The 14,103-nt window shown below is 65.7% G+C and carries 14 protein-coding genes; 8 read left to right on the top strand and 6 right to left on the bottom strand.

Going from position 1 to position 14,103, the window contains the following annotated elements:
- Positions 1 to 166: 166 nt before the first annotated feature.
- A complete protein-coding gene (locus ON39_RS51590) occupies positions 167 to 451 on the top strand; it encodes a pentapeptide repeat-containing protein (protein ID WP_040741084.1) in 285 nt (94 codons plus the stop codon).
- A 9-nt stretch (positions 452 to 460) separates the two neighbouring features.
- A complete protein-coding gene (locus ON39_RS36950; protein ID WP_040741083.1) occupies positions 461 to 874 on the top strand; it encodes an Imm10 family immunity protein in 414 nt (137 codons plus the stop codon).
- A 112-nt stretch (positions 875 to 986) separates the two neighbouring features.
- Here the strand turns inward: ON39_RS36950 and ON39_RS36945 are convergent, their stop codons facing one another.
- Positions 987 to 1,385, bottom strand: coding sequence for a hypothetical protein (locus ON39_RS36945; RefSeq protein WP_146251370.1), 399 nt, complete (start codon positions 1,383 to 1,385; stop codon positions 987 to 989).
- 446 nt (positions 1,386 to 1,831) lie between these two features.
- Between ON39_RS36945 and ON39_RS36940 the strand changes: the two genes are divergently transcribed.
- The gene (locus ON39_RS36940; RefSeq protein WP_246003201.1) at positions 1,832 to 2,854 is read left to right on the top strand and encodes a hypothetical protein; all 1,023 of its coding nucleotides are present in this window, start codon (positions 1,832 to 1,834) and stop codon (positions 2,852 to 2,854) included.
- Positions 2,855 to 3,133: 279 nt separating this feature from the next.
- Here ON39_RS36940 and ON39_RS36935 read toward each other — a convergent pair whose 3' ends face one another.
- Entirely contained in the window at positions 3,134 to 4,363 is a 1,230-nt protein-coding gene (locus ON39_RS36935; RefSeq protein WP_040741080.1) for an alpha/beta fold hydrolase, read from the bottom strand.
- Between the two features lie 105 nt (positions 4,364 to 4,468).
- Positions 4,469 to 5,197, bottom strand: a complete 729-nt coding sequence (locus ON39_RS36930) for a TetR/AcrR family transcriptional regulator (protein ID WP_040741079.1) — start codon at positions 5,195 to 5,197, stop codon at positions 4,469 to 4,471.
- 54 nt (positions 5,198 to 5,251) lie between these two features.
- Here ON39_RS36930 and ON39_RS36925 point away from each other — a divergent pair, with 54 nt between their 5' ends.
- Positions 5,252 to 6,613, top strand: a complete 1,362-nt coding sequence (locus ON39_RS36925) for an FAD-dependent monooxygenase (protein WP_051187579.1) — start codon at positions 5,252 to 5,254, stop codon at positions 6,611 to 6,613.
- Positions 6,614 to 6,871: 258 nt separating this feature from the next.
- On the opposite strand, the gene ON39_RS50245 is transcribed toward ON39_RS36925, so the two are convergent.
- Both ON39_RS50245 and ON39_RS36915 read right to left on the bottom strand, forming a co-directional pair.
- Entirely contained in the window at positions 6,872 to 7,966 is a 1,095-nt protein-coding gene (locus tag ON39_RS50245; protein ID WP_211336496.1) for a hypothetical protein, read from the bottom strand.
- 223 nt (positions 7,967 to 8,189) lie between these two features.
- Positions 8,190 to 8,528 carry a hypothetical protein gene (locus ON39_RS36915; protein ID WP_040741077.1) on the bottom strand — a complete coding sequence of 113 codons (339 nt, stop codon included), beginning with the start codon at positions 8,526 to 8,528 and terminating at the stop codon, positions 8,190 to 8,192.
- Positions 8,529 to 8,935: 407 nt separating this feature from the next.
- Here ON39_RS36915 and ON39_RS36910 point away from each other — a divergent pair, with 407 nt between their 5' ends.
- Positions 8,936 to 9,541 (top strand): hypothetical protein, encoded by a 606-nt coding sequence (locus tag ON39_RS36910; protein WP_146251369.1) that lies wholly within the window; start codon positions 8,936 to 8,938, stop codon positions 9,539 to 9,541.
- Positions 9,542 to 9,797: 256 nt separating this feature from the next.
- On the opposite strand, the gene ON39_RS36905 is transcribed toward ON39_RS36910, so the two are convergent.
- Entirely contained in the window at positions 9,798 to 10,193 is a 396-nt protein-coding gene (locus tag ON39_RS36905; RefSeq protein ID WP_040741076.1) for a DUF3224 domain-containing protein, read from the bottom strand.
- 450 nt (positions 10,194 to 10,643) lie between these two features.
- Here ON39_RS36905 and ON39_RS36900 point away from each other — a divergent pair, with 450 nt between their 5' ends.
- From ON39_RS36900 to ON39_RS46815, 3 genes are all read left to right on the top strand, one after another.
- Positions 10,644 to 11,522 carry an alpha/beta fold hydrolase gene (locus ON39_RS36900; RefSeq protein WP_040741075.1) on the top strand — a complete coding sequence of 293 codons (879 nt, stop codon included), beginning with the start codon at positions 10,644 to 10,646 and terminating at the stop codon, positions 11,520 to 11,522.
- 38 nt (positions 11,523 to 11,560) lie between these two features.
- Positions 11,561 to 12,619 carry a GlxA family transcriptional regulator gene (locus ON39_RS36895; RefSeq protein WP_040741088.1) on the top strand — a complete coding sequence of 353 codons (1,059 nt, stop codon included), beginning with the start codon at positions 11,561 to 11,563 and terminating at the stop codon, positions 12,617 to 12,619.
- Positions 12,620 to 13,030: 411 nt separating this feature from the next.
- Positions 13,031 to 13,948, top strand: a complete 918-nt coding sequence (locus tag ON39_RS46815; protein WP_063713442.1) for a papain-like cysteine protease family protein — start codon at positions 13,031 to 13,033, stop codon at positions 13,946 to 13,948.
- Positions 13,949 to 14,103 lie beyond the last annotated feature (155 nt).

Genomic DNA, 14,103 nt, shown 5'->3' with positions numbered 1-14,103 from the left:
TTTGCCCGGCCGTTCAACCTGGTGAAGTGGTACTCCCCCGGCGAGTTCTGTTGGTCTCTCCGAATCGCCCTGGCGCGGGCTCCCCGATTGTCCGGACTAGGCCGGGAATGCGCGGTCGGCAGTCGTCACCGCCGACAAGGGTGCGCTGACCATCCGCACTGAAGGCGTGATCGGGATCAGCGTGCCACAGCGGTCTCGCTGGCGAAACCCGTTCGTTCGAGCCTGTTTCGAGTCGAACGCGTCGTTCGAGCATGTCGAGTTCGATGCCGCCACATCGTTCCGCGGCACGGCGTTCGATGGCATCGCGATGTTCCGGCGATCGGTTTTCACCGGCCCCGTCGATTTCAGTGATGCGCGATTCGGCGAGCACGCGTCGTTCGACCGCGTCGACTTCGTCAGCGGCGTGAGTTTCGGAGAACGAGCGGGACCTTTTGTCCTCCGACAGTGCTAAAACTTATGCGTGGCATACAGATTCACTGCGCTGGTTGCGTGCGGTCTCGACAATCCGGATGCAGACGACTGCGTGATGGCAGGTGTAGCCGAGTCGAGTGACGGACAAGGGTTCTCCTTGTTGTTCATGTGCGACTTCGAGGAGCCCGACGAACAGGAAGTGGCGCTGGGCATGGACACGTATTGCCTTGTCACGCCTGATCAGGGCACCGCCTACGGCTGTGTGAGCGAGGTGGTGTTGGGCGAGGACGTACTGCGCGTGAGCTTGGACCCCGAATCGCTGGACGATCTCGGATTGGCCGATACCGTTGTCGAGGCGCTGTTACGCGCGCCGGACTCCGAGGTTGCCCGTCTGCGGGAAGTGTTGCCGCGGATACTGTCCTACGGACGCCCCGAGTCCAGGCCGCGACTGGTCAGGTCGTAGCAGGGTTTTCCGGAAGAGTTCAACCTGCGTCGCGACGCTGATCAGCTACCGCGCTCGGCCCAAGAGCCGGTGGCTGAACACGAGTCGGGTGCGGGGTGCGAACAGCAGACTATTAATTGTCCGTCCACATAGTGCCGACACCGGCACAGTCCTCGGTCCCGCCGGAACGGACCTCGATCCCGATGGTCTGCTCACCACCGCCGACCTGCACGGCGCGCAGCAGATGCGAACCGGTGGTGTGCGGCGTCCAGGTGGCGAGGACGCTACCTTCGGCGCTGGCCTGAGTCGCGTTCGGCGGATCGAACTCGCCGTCCTGGCTGTCGTGGAAACTGAGGTAGGCGTCGGGCTCGGTCGTCACCCGTGCGATGTAGGTGCAGCCCGCGACGAAGACGCCCGGATCCCAGGGCGCCATGACTTCGAATCCTGTGACCTGGGCGGACGCGGTGGGTGCGCTGAGCACCACCGCGGCCGACGACAGCGCGACCGCCACGGACCTGCGTGACCGGAGCATGAGAAGTCCTTTCGAAACACAGCTGAGCATGGCTCGCCGACCGAGCCTATCGATCGGACCGCACCGCCGGCAGTCCCATATATAGGGGCTGCCATTTGTGGCTCCGATGCTGGTTCGAAACATCCTGCGCCGATTAGGCATTCACCCAGCTGGTGATTTTCCTCTCCCGCCCCTGCGACCTGTCGGTGCGAGCAGTCACAATGCAGGACGTGGAAAACGGTGACAAGGACGCGCCCCAGCCTTCCCCGGCTGTGAATAAATGGACAGTGGGTCTGGCCTGCGCCGCGATCGTCGCGGCCGGCTACCTCATCGCTTGGCTGGTGCACGAGCCGTCGGCGCCCACGGCTCGAGTCGAGAGTTCCTATGTCACTCCGCCAGTGACATTTCCGGTGCGAATCCCGGGTTGTGACGTCGTGGAACCTCCACGAAAAGCGCAAACGTTCTCGATGATTTACTCCGAGAGTTACGAATACGACAATCCGTCCTATCCGTGGTTCTCCGGCCCCAAGGCAGCCGCGATGACGCAGGCGCTGCAGGATGAGCTGCCCGGTGACGTCGAGATCGCCTTCGCCCCGGTAGCGCGCTCGCTGGTGTTCCAGCCGATCCTCGGCGATCCCTCGCAGAACAACAAATTCGGCGATTCGACCCGGGCAAATGCCACGCTGCTGCGCGGTGACCGGGCGGGCGCGCTGACGGTGACCGTTCGCCAGTCGACCACGCCGATCCCGCCGTGTGTCGCAGGCGATCTCGACGAGCGTCGCCACCTGCCCGACGGCACGATCGTCGATACCGAGGACACCTGGTACGAGCTCCGCGGGGCTCGCACCTTGTCGCGCACCGCCACCGGTTACCTGCCCGACGGGACCGTCGTGCAGGCGAACGCCACCGATCGAGACGATCACGGCAGCGGCCGTGCCCGAGCCGTCCCCCTGGCCATCGACGAACTCGTCGCGCTGGTGACCGACCCCGCACTGCGCGTCAGCGCGCCGGTTCCGCCAGGAACGCCGGACCCACCCGAGACTTGCCTTCCCTTCGGGGAATCCGGGCCGGCGATCGATGAGGCCCAGGCTCGCCGATGGGACGAGGTGCTGGCGGGGATTCCGCTCGACGGTGTGACCCTCGACCGGCCGCTGGGTGCGCTGCTGCCAGGGCATAGGGGCGGCGGCTTATGCCAGACGGTTCAGGTGACGACACCAGGCCGGCAATCACGGTTGAGCCTCGTGATCAGCACCGCGCAACCCCTTCCGAAGGAGCCCGATCATTCGTCGTACGACCGCGCGACGCGGCGACTGCCGGACGGGGCGGTGGTCGAAACCAGTGAACAGCGAAGCCCACAGTCGCGCACCGTCACCGTCACCCGCCGGTCCGGGGTGCGGATCGAGGTCAGCTCCACCGACGCCGCCCAGGAACCGCTGCCGCTCGCGCTGCTGGAGCAGATCGCCCTGCATCCAGGACTCGAGGTGTCGTGAGGGGTGGTTGACATCCGCTCGCCTCGAATCAGCCTGCGCGCGGGCGGAAGAGCGAGTTCCGGCCGCCGGTAGTGGACTCATGCCGGTAAACGCGCTTCGCCCTATCGCCCAGATCAGTTGTCCGACAGGGCTTTCCGACGGGATTCGAGGTGTGCGCCGAGGGCATCGATGCGGTGGTGCGCCCACGGGTGACCGTATAGGGCGCCCGGTCGCATCGAGGAATGCGACGGAACTCGGTCTGGGAGAACCATTGCCGTATGCGGTGCCGACACCAACCCTTCAGACCCGGCCACGGACGAGGTCGATCAACCGCCCGATCACGTGCTCGCCCGACGCGCGCAAACCGTTGTGCTCGTACTCGTTGGTGATCCACGGCCGCAGCGTCGGAATCACTCGCGCGGTCTCCTCGGAGAACGTCCGCTCGACGTACATGTCGTCGGCGTAGATCGCGGCCGCCGCCGGGACCGTGCACTCGCGCAGCATTTCGGCGTCGTACAACCGCGGCCACTCGTGTGCGGCGAGCAACTCGGCCGTCTCCTTCATCGGCCGGAGACCGTGGTAGTCGTCGAAGAGCCAGGGGAACACGTGCTCTCCGGTGAACAGCGTCCGGTCGGTGTGGAACTCGTCCGGCAGCACGCGCTCGGCGGACCAGCGGGTGGCGAATCCGTCGGAGTAGGACGACTCGTGGATCACCGAGTACAGCGGATTGCGCGCGGTGAACGGCAGCGAGTTGGCGACGTCGTGCGCGAAGGCGGGCGACGTCGGATCTCGTTCGAGCAGGTAGTGCAGCGTCTCCTCGCCGCCGCCCGCACCGAGGACGTACCCGAGCTGCCGGAACAGCCGCGCGGTGAGCGGACTGCCGTCGGGCAGGACGACCGCCCCGTCGTCGAGCATCGGCAGCAACGCCTCGACCCGGCCGTGATCGCCGGGATAGCGGAGGTAGTACCGGCGGTTGCGCTCGATCAGGTTGGCGAACGTTTTGGTGTAGACCTCGTCGGGATGCCGCGCGATCGGTGGGAGCCCGCCTGCGAAGAAGGCCTCGGCCAGGCTTTCCGGAGCATGGGAAAGGTAAGCGAGGGTGCAGAACCCGCCGAACGACTGCCCGAGCACGCTCCACTTCTCGACGCCCAGCTGCCGCCGCACGAACTCCGCGTCGCGGACGATCGCGTCGGCGCGAAAGTGGGTCAGGTATTCGGCCTGCTCGGCCGGGGTGCCGGACAACGTGCCGACCGGCGTGGACCGTCCGGTACCGCGCTGGTCGAGCATCAGCACCCGGTACTCCCGCAACGCCCGCGGCAACCAGCTCGGCGTCGTGCGCGACGGCCGCGGGGCCTCGTGCCCGGGCCCGCCCTGGAGGTAGACGAGCAACGGCCGGTCGAGCCCGTCCGGATCGGCGATCTCCCGCGCGAAGACGGTGATCTTCGGGCCGTCAGCGCGGGCATGGTCGAGGGGGACGGAGAACTCGTGCTCGGTGAGCACCAGGCCGGGGATGCGCACGCTGGTTGCCATACGGGCGATTCAATCAGAATCGGCACCGCCGGCTTGTTGCCGCCCGCTTCGAATTGGGCGGTGCCTATGGGGAATTGGACGACACGAAAGCAGTCCGTGCCGGCCCTATCGGCGGCCTGATCGCTCTCGCGCCCGACGCATTCCGGCGCTGTAGCCGTCCAGCAGCAGGTCCAGACCGTGCCAAAAGCCGCGCTCCGCCCGGTCCGCCGCGTGCGGCTCGCGGGCGTCCAGCCACACTCGGGCCACCAAGGGGAATCGCCTGCTCTCGATTACCGTCCGGGCGTATGCGTCATGGGCCGCCATCCAGGCATCCAGATCCTGTCCGGATCGCTGGGTCGCCGCCCGCTCCGCCAACTCGCGTACGACGTAGCCGTATACGTACGCGTCCAGCGATTCGACGATGATGGTCATCTCGTCGATCGACAGTCCCCATCCCTCGAGTGCGCGCAACCCGCTCTCCTGCACTGCCAGCCCGTGTGGCCCCACGGCGGGCCGGCCGGAAAGCGATGCCATCCAGGGATGTTCGAGGATCAGCGCTCGCTTCCACGAGGCGAGCAGTCTCAGGTCATCTCGCCAATACTTGGTCTGCCCCGGCAGCGACACCGACCCGAACGCCTGGTCGACCATTAGGTCGAACAGATCTTCCTTCGAGGCCACATAGCGATAGAGCGAGGTCGTACCCGTGCCCAACTCGGTCGCGACCCGCCGCATCGACACAGCGACCAGACCCTCGGTGTCGGCCACGCGCACGCACGCGGCCGCGATCTCGTCGCGGCTGTGCGCGGGCTTCGGTCCGCGTGCCGCGCGCTCCGGACGCATCCAGACGACATCCATTGCGAACACTGTACCCTGGTTTCATAACTGCGAACACTGTGCCCGGGAGGCCTTGTGAATGTCATCGTTGTCGGAGCCGGCCCGGTCGGTCTCTTGCTCGCCGCCGAACTCAAGCTGGCCGGTGCCGACGCACTGGTGATCGAGAAACTCGACGGCCCGTCCGGCGAGCCGCGCGCCCGGGGCATCGGGCCGCTGGCGACCGAAGCGCTGGTTCGCCGCGGCCTCGGCGCCGATCTGGCCGAGCACGACGCGAAAGGCCGCGCGGACAAGCTGCGCGATCACGGCAGCGCGAAAGGGCATTTCGCCTCGATCTTCAAGATCGACCCCGACGTCCTGGAGGAGCCCGATCGCCGCGCCACGCTGATCTGGCAGCCGGAGCTGGAGAAGATCCTGCTGGACTACGCACGCAGTCTCGATGTGGACATCCGTTACGGCACCGAGCTGACTCAGCTCCACCAGGATGCCGACGGTGTCATCGCCAACGGGCTTCGCGCCGACTATCTGGTGGGCTGCGACGGCGGCCGCAGCACCGTCCGCAAGCTCGCCGGTTTCGAGTTCCCCGGCACAGCGCCGCTGATGACCGCACGCCGGGTCGCGGCCCAGGTCACCGGCGAACTGCCGCCACCGGGACGGCTGGACAACGGCACCCTCCTCTACGGCGAAGGCATGGTGGCCACCTTCGACTTCGGCGATCTCGACCGGCACGACGGCCCTGTCACCGCCGCAGAAATGCAAGCCAGCATCAGACGGGTGGCCGGTGTCGACGTGACCGTGACGAACGTGGGCGCCGGCCTTCGCTTCACCGACCACGCGCGCCAAGTCACCAACTACCGTCATGGCCGCGTGCTCCTGGCCGGCGACGCTGCGCACGTCCATTCCCCGAATGGTGGACAGGGTCTCAATCTCGGGCTCATGGACGCGGTCAACCTCGGCTGGAAACTGGCCGGCGGCAGAACCGAACTTCTCGACACGTACAACGCCGAACGCCACCCGGTCGGTGCGGCGGTTCTGCACAACACGCGAGCGCAATCCGCCCTGTTACGACCCGGCCCGCACACCGACGCGCTGCGCGACATCGTCTCCGACCTCATGGACATCCCGGAGGTCATCCGCTACCTCGGCCGGATGATGTCTGGCCTCGGCATCAGGCACGAACTTCCCTACCAGGTCGACCACCCGCTGACCGGCACCTACTGCCCCAACCTGCACCTGACTCACGCGGACGGCACCCACGGCAGGCTCTCCGACCTGACCAGCACCGGCGGGCTGCTGCACATAGGCCCGCCGGAGATCGCCTCGACCGGCCGCGAGGATTTGGCCGCAGCGTTGATTCGCCCGGACGGCGTCATCGCTTGGGCAGCCGCACCGGGCGACTCGCTCGAAATACCGACCGTCGCACGCAGCACATGGGAATAGCGAGACAGCTTCCGGCAGTGCCGCGTTCGGGCGATCCGACAGCCCCGAATCCGTTGGCGGCCAGTCGATCTCCCAGATATCCGATAGGGGCCGGGGTCCGGTCCTGCCATCAAGTGTCTAGCTGATTTCAGGATGAGGTCGAGCTGTCCCTGGCCGGCTTCTGCCGTGGCCGGTTGGCTTGTGGTCCAGGCGCGGAACGCGGTTACCCGCTTTGGGAACGGGATTGCGGGCGGGGATTTCGGGTGCCGATCCGACGCGTCAGGCTAGCCGGTCCGGCTCGGTCTCCTCGGGGCTCTCGAGCACCCACGTGATGTCCGCTTCGGGGGCTGCACTGAGCTTGGGGACGTTGGCTCTGGCCCAGGCTCTGACCATGCTGCTCGCGGGGCGATCTTCCCAGTCTCCCCGCGGCGTCCAACAGCCATACCGCACGCTTTCCGCGCTCATCCTGTGTGCTGCGAGGAGTCGCGAGAGCTGTTCGAACTCGGTCGGTGTCACGAAGGCCAGGTAGTAGTACTGCCCGGATTCCAGCGACGCCAGGACTGTGCCGAGGGCGAAGGCGTGTTCACCGATCTGTTCGAGGAACGCTTCGAGGTAACCGACGCGCCCGCCGGCCGGCAGGACGAAAGAGTCGGCCCAATCCCAGTGCAGCGCTGCGGGATAAGAGCTCAGCGCTGTCAACTGCTCGCGGACAGATTGGAGATCGGCCTCGCGGGAGATGACCGCTATATCCGCAGTCCCTTGTGGGGATTCGGCGTCACGAAACGATTCGACACCTTCAGGGGTGAGGAATGCCCGTCGCTGGGCCATGAGGGCCCGAACGCGCAACTCGGCATCGGGTTGCCGGCGGGCCCAGTCATGAGAGCGTGCCGCGGCCTGCGAGGTCTGGCGCACTATGCGGTCCGGTTCGGGTGGGGCGGGCCAGAACTGGAGGAGGTAACGATCCAGTAGTGGCTCGTCGTCGAGCCGGACGTCTGCCTCGCGTGCTCGGTCCATGCCTTGCGCGCAGTACCGCACCCGGTAGTCGAGTCCTTCTCTCAAGTCCAGTTCCCAGGAGTCCTCACCAGCCCATTGCACCAGGGCGCTGTGCTCGGAGAGCGGGTAGAAGGAGACCTCCACAACGTCTTCCCACGCGGGATCCAGCGCGGGAGCCTGGCCGCGCACTTCGACGGTGAATCCGACGTTGCCGGTGTGCAATCCGGTGATCAGGAAAAGTGCGCCGGGTGCCGCGGCCCCGCACAGCCCTACGCTCTGCCCGGCGAACGCCTCGTGCATGCCCGGGCCGAAGTCCCCGGGGTCACTCTCGACGTAGATCTGGCTGTAGGAGACATGCACTTCGCCATCGAGTCTGAACACTTCTCACACCATCCCAACCGGGCAGAGCCCACCATCGTCCGGCCGCGAGGCCCCAAATAGGGAGGAAGAGTTCATCTCAGCGGGGCCGGTGCCGACCAGCTCGAGGGCGAAAGAGCCGTCAGGAGTGTGCCGCGGTCTGGTTCGGGAACGGGTCATGCACGGCAGCGTAGAGAAGCCCACTGACAGAAACGCTCCCGAACTTCACGGCGTGCACATTCTGGGATCAGGCTCGGCGGGTGGCGCGTTCGACGATGATCCAGATCCGGCCGAACAGATTGCCGAGCGCCACACCCGCGCCGGCGACGGCGACCCACCGCGTCCAGGTCGCGTCGGCGAGGAGGTTGGTCAGCACAATCAGGCAGAAGGCGGTATCGGCCAGGATGATGAACGCCACAACCGGTGTGTACCAACGGATTACCGAGAGTTTCCATACCTTGTGCTCGGCGATGGTGGCCTCAGGATCGCCCTCGGCCCCGAGCCGGTCGAAGTACCTCGTATCGAAAACCAAGGCCAGCACGATGACTGGCAGTACCTGCGCAATGGTCGCGTAGAGGTCTCGCATGCTCGATGCTTTCGCTCGGAAGGCGTTCCGCGGTTGTCGGCCGTGGGACCATGATCCCCCTGGTCAGTCGGCGGCACAGCACAATTCTCTCGAGCACCGGGCCCAAAATTAGGGGCTTTACCTGAGAAACCGGGCGCTCGATGATCGATCGTGGGGGTTTGATATCCCGGTCTGATTGCCGCACCGATTGATTCGAACATGATCATTCGTGAACGTACGTCGCCGCCGGTTTCGGGCTGAGATCACCAGGAGTATCGAAGTGTTCGTCGTCGATGCGGAGTAGGTGATTCGGGCTTCCACGGGAATGGTTGACTCGCTCTGGTATCGCTCGAAGGAGTTTCGTAATGTTCGGAAAACTGTCTCACGCACGGACGGCCGGGATAGCGGTGAGTTGTGCCGCGGTCGCGATGGCGCTCGGCGCCGGTCCGGCACAGGCCGACAGCTCGACCACGGTCAGCCCGGCCGGAGCGAGCGTCGCTACCGCGAACATGGGCCCCGTATCGTTCGGGTCGGGCGTCTCGGCGGTCGATTGTTACACCGGCACGACAAGTGGCGGTTCCGTTCCTGCGGCACCGGGCAACAAGAACGTCAGCGGCCCGGTAAGCGTGTCGCTCGGCCCCTGGACCCTGAGTAAATGCGATATCGGCGAGTCCGACCGCACGATCAAGGTGACAACCACCGGCACCTGGGTAGTGGTGGCACAGAACGGGTCACCGATCGCCGCCGATCTGGTCATTCCGCAAGGGGGACTTACCATTACAACCAGCGGCGCCGTCAACTGCACCACCGTTTACGCGCCGGACGGCCCCGCGACGGTGGCGGGTACCTACACCAACAGCGTCGATAACGGCGGCCTGAAGTCGCTGCCGACTATGACGGTCCGCGATCTGGTACCGAGCCGGACGACCGGTGACACCTCCTGCTCGACAGGGAATTCCTGGGACAGGGTGTCAGCCACCCTCATTCTGAACAACCCCGCCGAGCCGGGGAACATGATCACCGTCGGTCCGTAACTCCCCTCCGAATTCGCGCAGCGACCCATAACTCGCCGCCGGTTGACACTGCGCGCGCCGTCATAGGCGCGCGTCAGTTCGGCACCGCGCCGTGATTCCGCGTCTGGCCGAACGAGGCTGTACTCGGGACAGAGACCACTCGAGTCACTGGCTTACCCGAACGTCCTCCACTGTCGCTGCGCGGGCGATCGGAGTGGCGACTTCTGCTGCGCGGCAGCACATCCGCGAGGTTGTGCGGTGCCGCTCTCATACTTGTTCACAGCGTGTAGGTGAGGGTCAGGACCGCCTGCTGCGCCTCCACCGCTCGGCCCGCGATACCGACGAGTTCCCCGGTACCCGAACCGGGAACAATGGATCCGTAGGTGCTCTGGGTATCTCCCTGAGCCACACCGCCGTGCTGGATGACAAAGGTCCCCGGACGCCCTTCGAGGACACCCTCGATGCGCTCCGAGGCGACGAATCCGGCACCCGAATCGCCCTGGGCGGTAAGCACTTCCACAACGCCGGAGCCCTCGATCACACCGCTGTAGGTCTTGCGTATTCGCACCCGGGTCAGCTTCGGCCCAGTCTCCGGCTCGCCATAGACCGTCTCGTTGAAGTCGATGATCTGAAACAGCGCTTCGACGGTGCGGGTCTCGTACTGGTCGGTCATTCCTGCGAGCCTATTGAGTCGGATGTCCGCAAGACCACGTGGGCCGAGTACCCCTCGCCCGCGCGGCATCGGACCGCGACTAAACGTTCTTTCAGCTGCGACCTGCGCGCCCAGCCATCTCGCATCCGTTCCGGTTCAGCGAGTTCGAGGGTGACAAGTCCCGTGGCGTTCCCCTATCGATGGTCGACCGGCGACGTCGCGTACGACCTGTGTGGCGGGTAACTCGACCGCGTCGGCGGTTTCGGCACCCAATAACCGGTCCACGCGAGAGGTCAGCAACAAGCACGGGCAATTTGGCAGCGAAGCTTCGCGATCCGGATGCGACTGACCGGATCCGCCACACGACTGATTCGTTCCGCCAGGGGCCTCGGCCGCCCGCCGTTTCCGGCGTTCAATTCCGCCATGCCGCAACCCACGGCAGGAGATCGAATCGCTTGGAAGGATCGGCAAATGACCGAGTTCGTAGACCTGGAAAACGGACGGATCGCGTGTGACGTGGTCGGCGAAGGCCCCCTGGTGGTGCTGACACACGGCATGGGATGCCGGCGCCAGGACTTCCGGCATCTGATCGGCCCCTTGGCGGCAGCCGGATACCGCGTGGTCAATATGGATATGCGCGGCCACGGCGAATCCAGCCTTGACTGGCCCTCGGCAACCGGCAAATCCGCCATCAGCCGCACCGATGTAGCTCTCGACATACTCGGAGTCGTCCGGCATTTCGGGGGACCGGCGGTACTCGTCGGGCATTCGCTGGCGGGCGGGTCGGTGACGATCGCGGCAGCCGAGGCTCCGGAACTGGTATCGGCGATCGTCGAGATCAACCCTTTCACGCTGACCTCCGGCCTCGATCTGGGTGCACTGTGGTCGGTCCGCCGTTACCGCCGCGGGATGGCCCAGTTGATCGGCACGCAGCTGTTCAACTCGCCCCGGCTGTGGTTCCGCTACCTGGAGAGCGTGGCCTATCCGACCAAGCCTGCCGATCAAGGCCGGCATCTGAACGAGTTGCGGAACCTGCTGGCGCAGCCCGGCCGGTGGGCCGAATTCCGCAAGACCGGCAAGACGACCCCCGCGGACGCGCACGCCCGGATAGCCGAAGTCCGCTGTGCCGCATTGGTGATCATGGGCTCCGAGGACCCCGACTACGCCCACCCCGAAGAGGAGGGCAACAGGATCGTCGCCGCCCTGCCCCCGGGTCTCGGCCAGGCGGTCGTCGTCGACCAGGGCGGACACTACCCCCACGCCCAGTTCCCCGACCGAGTCGCCGCACTCATGATCCCCTTCCTCGACCGTCACACCGCCCGCGATACCGCGGGATCGATCAGCCACTGACTGTGGCGACTGATCGCAGCGACTGCGATGATGGCGAGATGCCGGCCACTCGCACCATCGTTTTCGTTGTCTTCCAAGGCATGCAGATCTCCGAACTAGCCGGGCCAATGGACGTGTTCGCGCTGCTCAACGAGGTCGCCGAGCGGCCGTCGAGTCAGCTGCCGCCGGAGCTGTGGTGGCATGTGATCACCGCCGGAGCCGATGCGGCGATCGCGAATGGCAGTGTCACGACACCGCCATATCGCTTGCTGACGGCCTCCCCTGGTGGCCGGTCGATCAGAGCCGACGGAGGCCTGACCCTCTCGGTCGAACATTCGCTCACCGATATCGCCGCGGGCGAGGATTTCGACACTCTTGTCGTCGTCGGCGGTGATGTCGCGGGTCCCGGTGCCGCCGAGGTGGTTCCGGAGTTGGCAGACCTTGCCCGCAAGGCCCGGCGAGTGGCATCGGTGTGCGGGGGCGCATTGCTGCTCGCTGCGGCGGGGCTCTTGGACGGCTACCGGGCCACCACCCACTGGACCACAACCGGCATACTGGCCCAGCGTTTTCCACGGGTCACCGTCGAACCGGATCGGATCTACGTCCGCGATCGCGATCGCTGGACATCGGCGGGAATGTCAGCGGGCGTCGATCTGGCGCTGGCTCTGGTCGAAGACGACCACGGCCGCGAAACCGCCGCCATGATCGCGCGGCTGTGCGTGGTCTTCACCCGGCGACCAGGCGGGCAAGCGCAGTTCAGTGCCCAATTGCGCGCCCAGCCGGCCAGGACACCGGCCATTCGCGCGGTGCAGCAGTGGCTGCCCGACCACCTCGGTGAGGACCTCACGGTAGCCGCCCTCGCCCGCCGCACGGGCATGAGCGAACGCAGTTTCGCTCGCGCCTTCCGCAGTGAAACCGGAAGCACGCCAGCAACATTCATCGAAGATCTGCGCATCGAGGCCGCGCGGCGCCTGCTGGAATCCACCGAGCTGACCGTCGGGGCGATCGCCCGCCAGATCGGCTATCGGCACGGCGAGACCCTCCATCGAGTCTTCGCCCGCCGCGTGGGCACCACGCCTGAACGCTACCGGCAGCATTTCGGTTCCAGCGCAGCGTAGTCGCGACGCCCACCCGGCTCGGGTGTCACTCGCCTCCGCTGATTCGATTGATGCTGACCATGCGTTCGCATGTTGTGGGGCGGTCGGTGGCCGCCGGATTCACGACAGGACACGGTCAGATGAAACCGAACACCCTGCGCCAGAAACGAATTCACGTCCAGGACCCTTGCCGTGCGGACGCCTTGTCGGGGACCAAAGACCCTATACGTTCAGTGTTCTCGTGCGATGAACTGACAGAATCCTAACGGCCTCGGCCGAAATAGCCTTCAACGCAGCGGGATTCGGTCCTGTCCTGGGATACACCCGCATGAAAGAAGGCTAATCATGCCCTTGTCATCAGCTGATCTCGCAACACTGGGAGACGCACCGATCACCATCCGGTCGACGGCTTTTTCGAACGTATATTTGCGGATGGACGCCACCGGAGTAACCACTTCCACCGACTCCGGCGGCGGTAAGGTCAACTGCCAGTATGGAGTCAGCGCCTACGAACGGTTCCGGGTCCGCCCCCAGAGCGATGGTTCGTATTCCTTCGAGTCGGTAGCTTTTCCGAAGGTGTACCTGCGCATGGACGCCCGCGGCGTGACGTCTCAGACCGACTCCGGTGGCGGCACGGTGAATTGTCAGTACAGTTCGAGCACGCCCGGCCCGTACGAGAAGTACCACGCCAGTCCCCAGCCGGACGGATCGTTCTCGTTCGAGTCGATCGCCTTTCCCAAGACGTACCTGCGGTTGAACGGTAGCGGTGTGACCACGCAGACCGGCACCGGCGGCGGCACGGTCAACGTCCAGTTCGGCGCCGACGGCGGCATCCATGAGAAGTTCGTCCTCGCCATGGACGACCAGCGTCTCGACTTCACCATGCAACACCAAGAGCAGACCATGTGGTGCTGGGACGCCGCCACGGTCAGCACCGCCGCCTACTACGACCCTGCCACGCCGTGGACGCAAGGCACCCTCGCCAACGCGGAGCTGGGCCGAAACGACTGTGTTGTCGGCGCGGGCGCGGTATCACCCTGCAACCAAGGCCGGTGGCCGGATACCGCGTTGACGCGGATCGGGCGGCTCAACACGCGTGTGAACAGCGCCTTGACCAACGCGCAACTCGGTGCGGAGATGGCGAAATCCGCGCCTGTCATAGTGAATATCGCCTGGCAGGGTGGCGGTGGCCACATCGCCGCGCTACGCGGACGTTCGGTGTCGGGCGGTGTCGACTATGTCAGCGTCGCCGACCCGTGGTACGGCGACTCCGACGTCACCTACGACGTCTTCCGGAACAGATACCAGGGCAGCGGAACCTGGAACGTCAGCTACAAGACCCAGCGCTGAGGAGATTCGATCATGCCGCTTCATCTGCCCGAACCCCCAACCGACGTCTCCGAGAAGGTGAAAGGAAAGCTGCACGCGTTCGCCGACGGCGCGAAATTCTCGACCAAGGCACTGCGCGGCGCCCGCAAGGAACGGCTCGACCTGTCGACGCCGCA

It is taken from the genome of Nocardia tenerifensis NBRC 101015, assembly GCF_000308715.1.
GTDB lineage: Bacteria > Actinomycetota > Actinomycetes > Mycobacteriales > Mycobacteriaceae > Nocardia > Nocardia tenerifensis.
The sequence above is the reverse complement of the archived record's forward strand: the minus strand, read 5'-3'. Positions and strand labels throughout refer to the sequence as shown.

Bases quoted from the DNA above. Each gene is read 5' to 3' on its own strand.
- ON39_RS36945 (WP_146251370.1), bottom strand. From the start codon at position 1,385: ATGCTCCGGTCACGCAGGTCCGTGGCGGTCGCGCTGTCGTCGGCCGCG.
- ON39_RS36940 (WP_246003201.1), top strand. From the start codon at position 1,832: ATGATTTACTCCGAGAGTTACGAATACGACAATCCGTCCTATCCGTGG.
- ON39_RS36935 (WP_040741080.1), bottom strand. From the start codon at position 4,363: ATGGCAACCAGCGTGCGCATCCCCGGCCTGGTGCTCACCGAGCACGAG.
- ON39_RS36930 (WP_040741079.1), bottom strand. From the start codon at position 5,197: ATGGATGTCGTCTGGATGCGTCCGGAGCGCGCGGCACGCGGACCGAAG.
- ON39_RS36915 (WP_040741077.1), bottom strand. From the start codon at position 8,528: ATGCGAGACCTCTACGCGACCATTGCGCAGGTACTGCCAGTCATCGTG.
- ON39_RS36910 (WP_146251369.1), top strand. From the start codon at position 8,936: ATGGCGCTCGGCGCCGGTCCGGCACAGGCCGACAGCTCGACCACGGTC.
- ON39_RS36905 (WP_040741076.1), bottom strand. From the start codon at position 10,193: ATGACCGACCAGTACGAGACCCGCACCGTCGAAGCGCTGTTTCAGATC.
- ON39_RS36900 (WP_040741075.1), top strand. From the start codon at position 10,644: ATGACCGAGTTCGTAGACCTGGAAAACGGACGGATCGCGTGTGACGTG.
- ON39_RS36895 (WP_040741088.1), top strand. From the start codon at position 11,561: ATGCCGGCCACTCGCACCATCGTTTTCGTTGTCTTCCAAGGCATGCAG.
- ON39_RS46815 (WP_063713442.1), top strand. From the start codon at position 13,031: ATGGACGCCACCGGAGTAACCACTTCCACCGACTCCGGCGGCGGTAAG.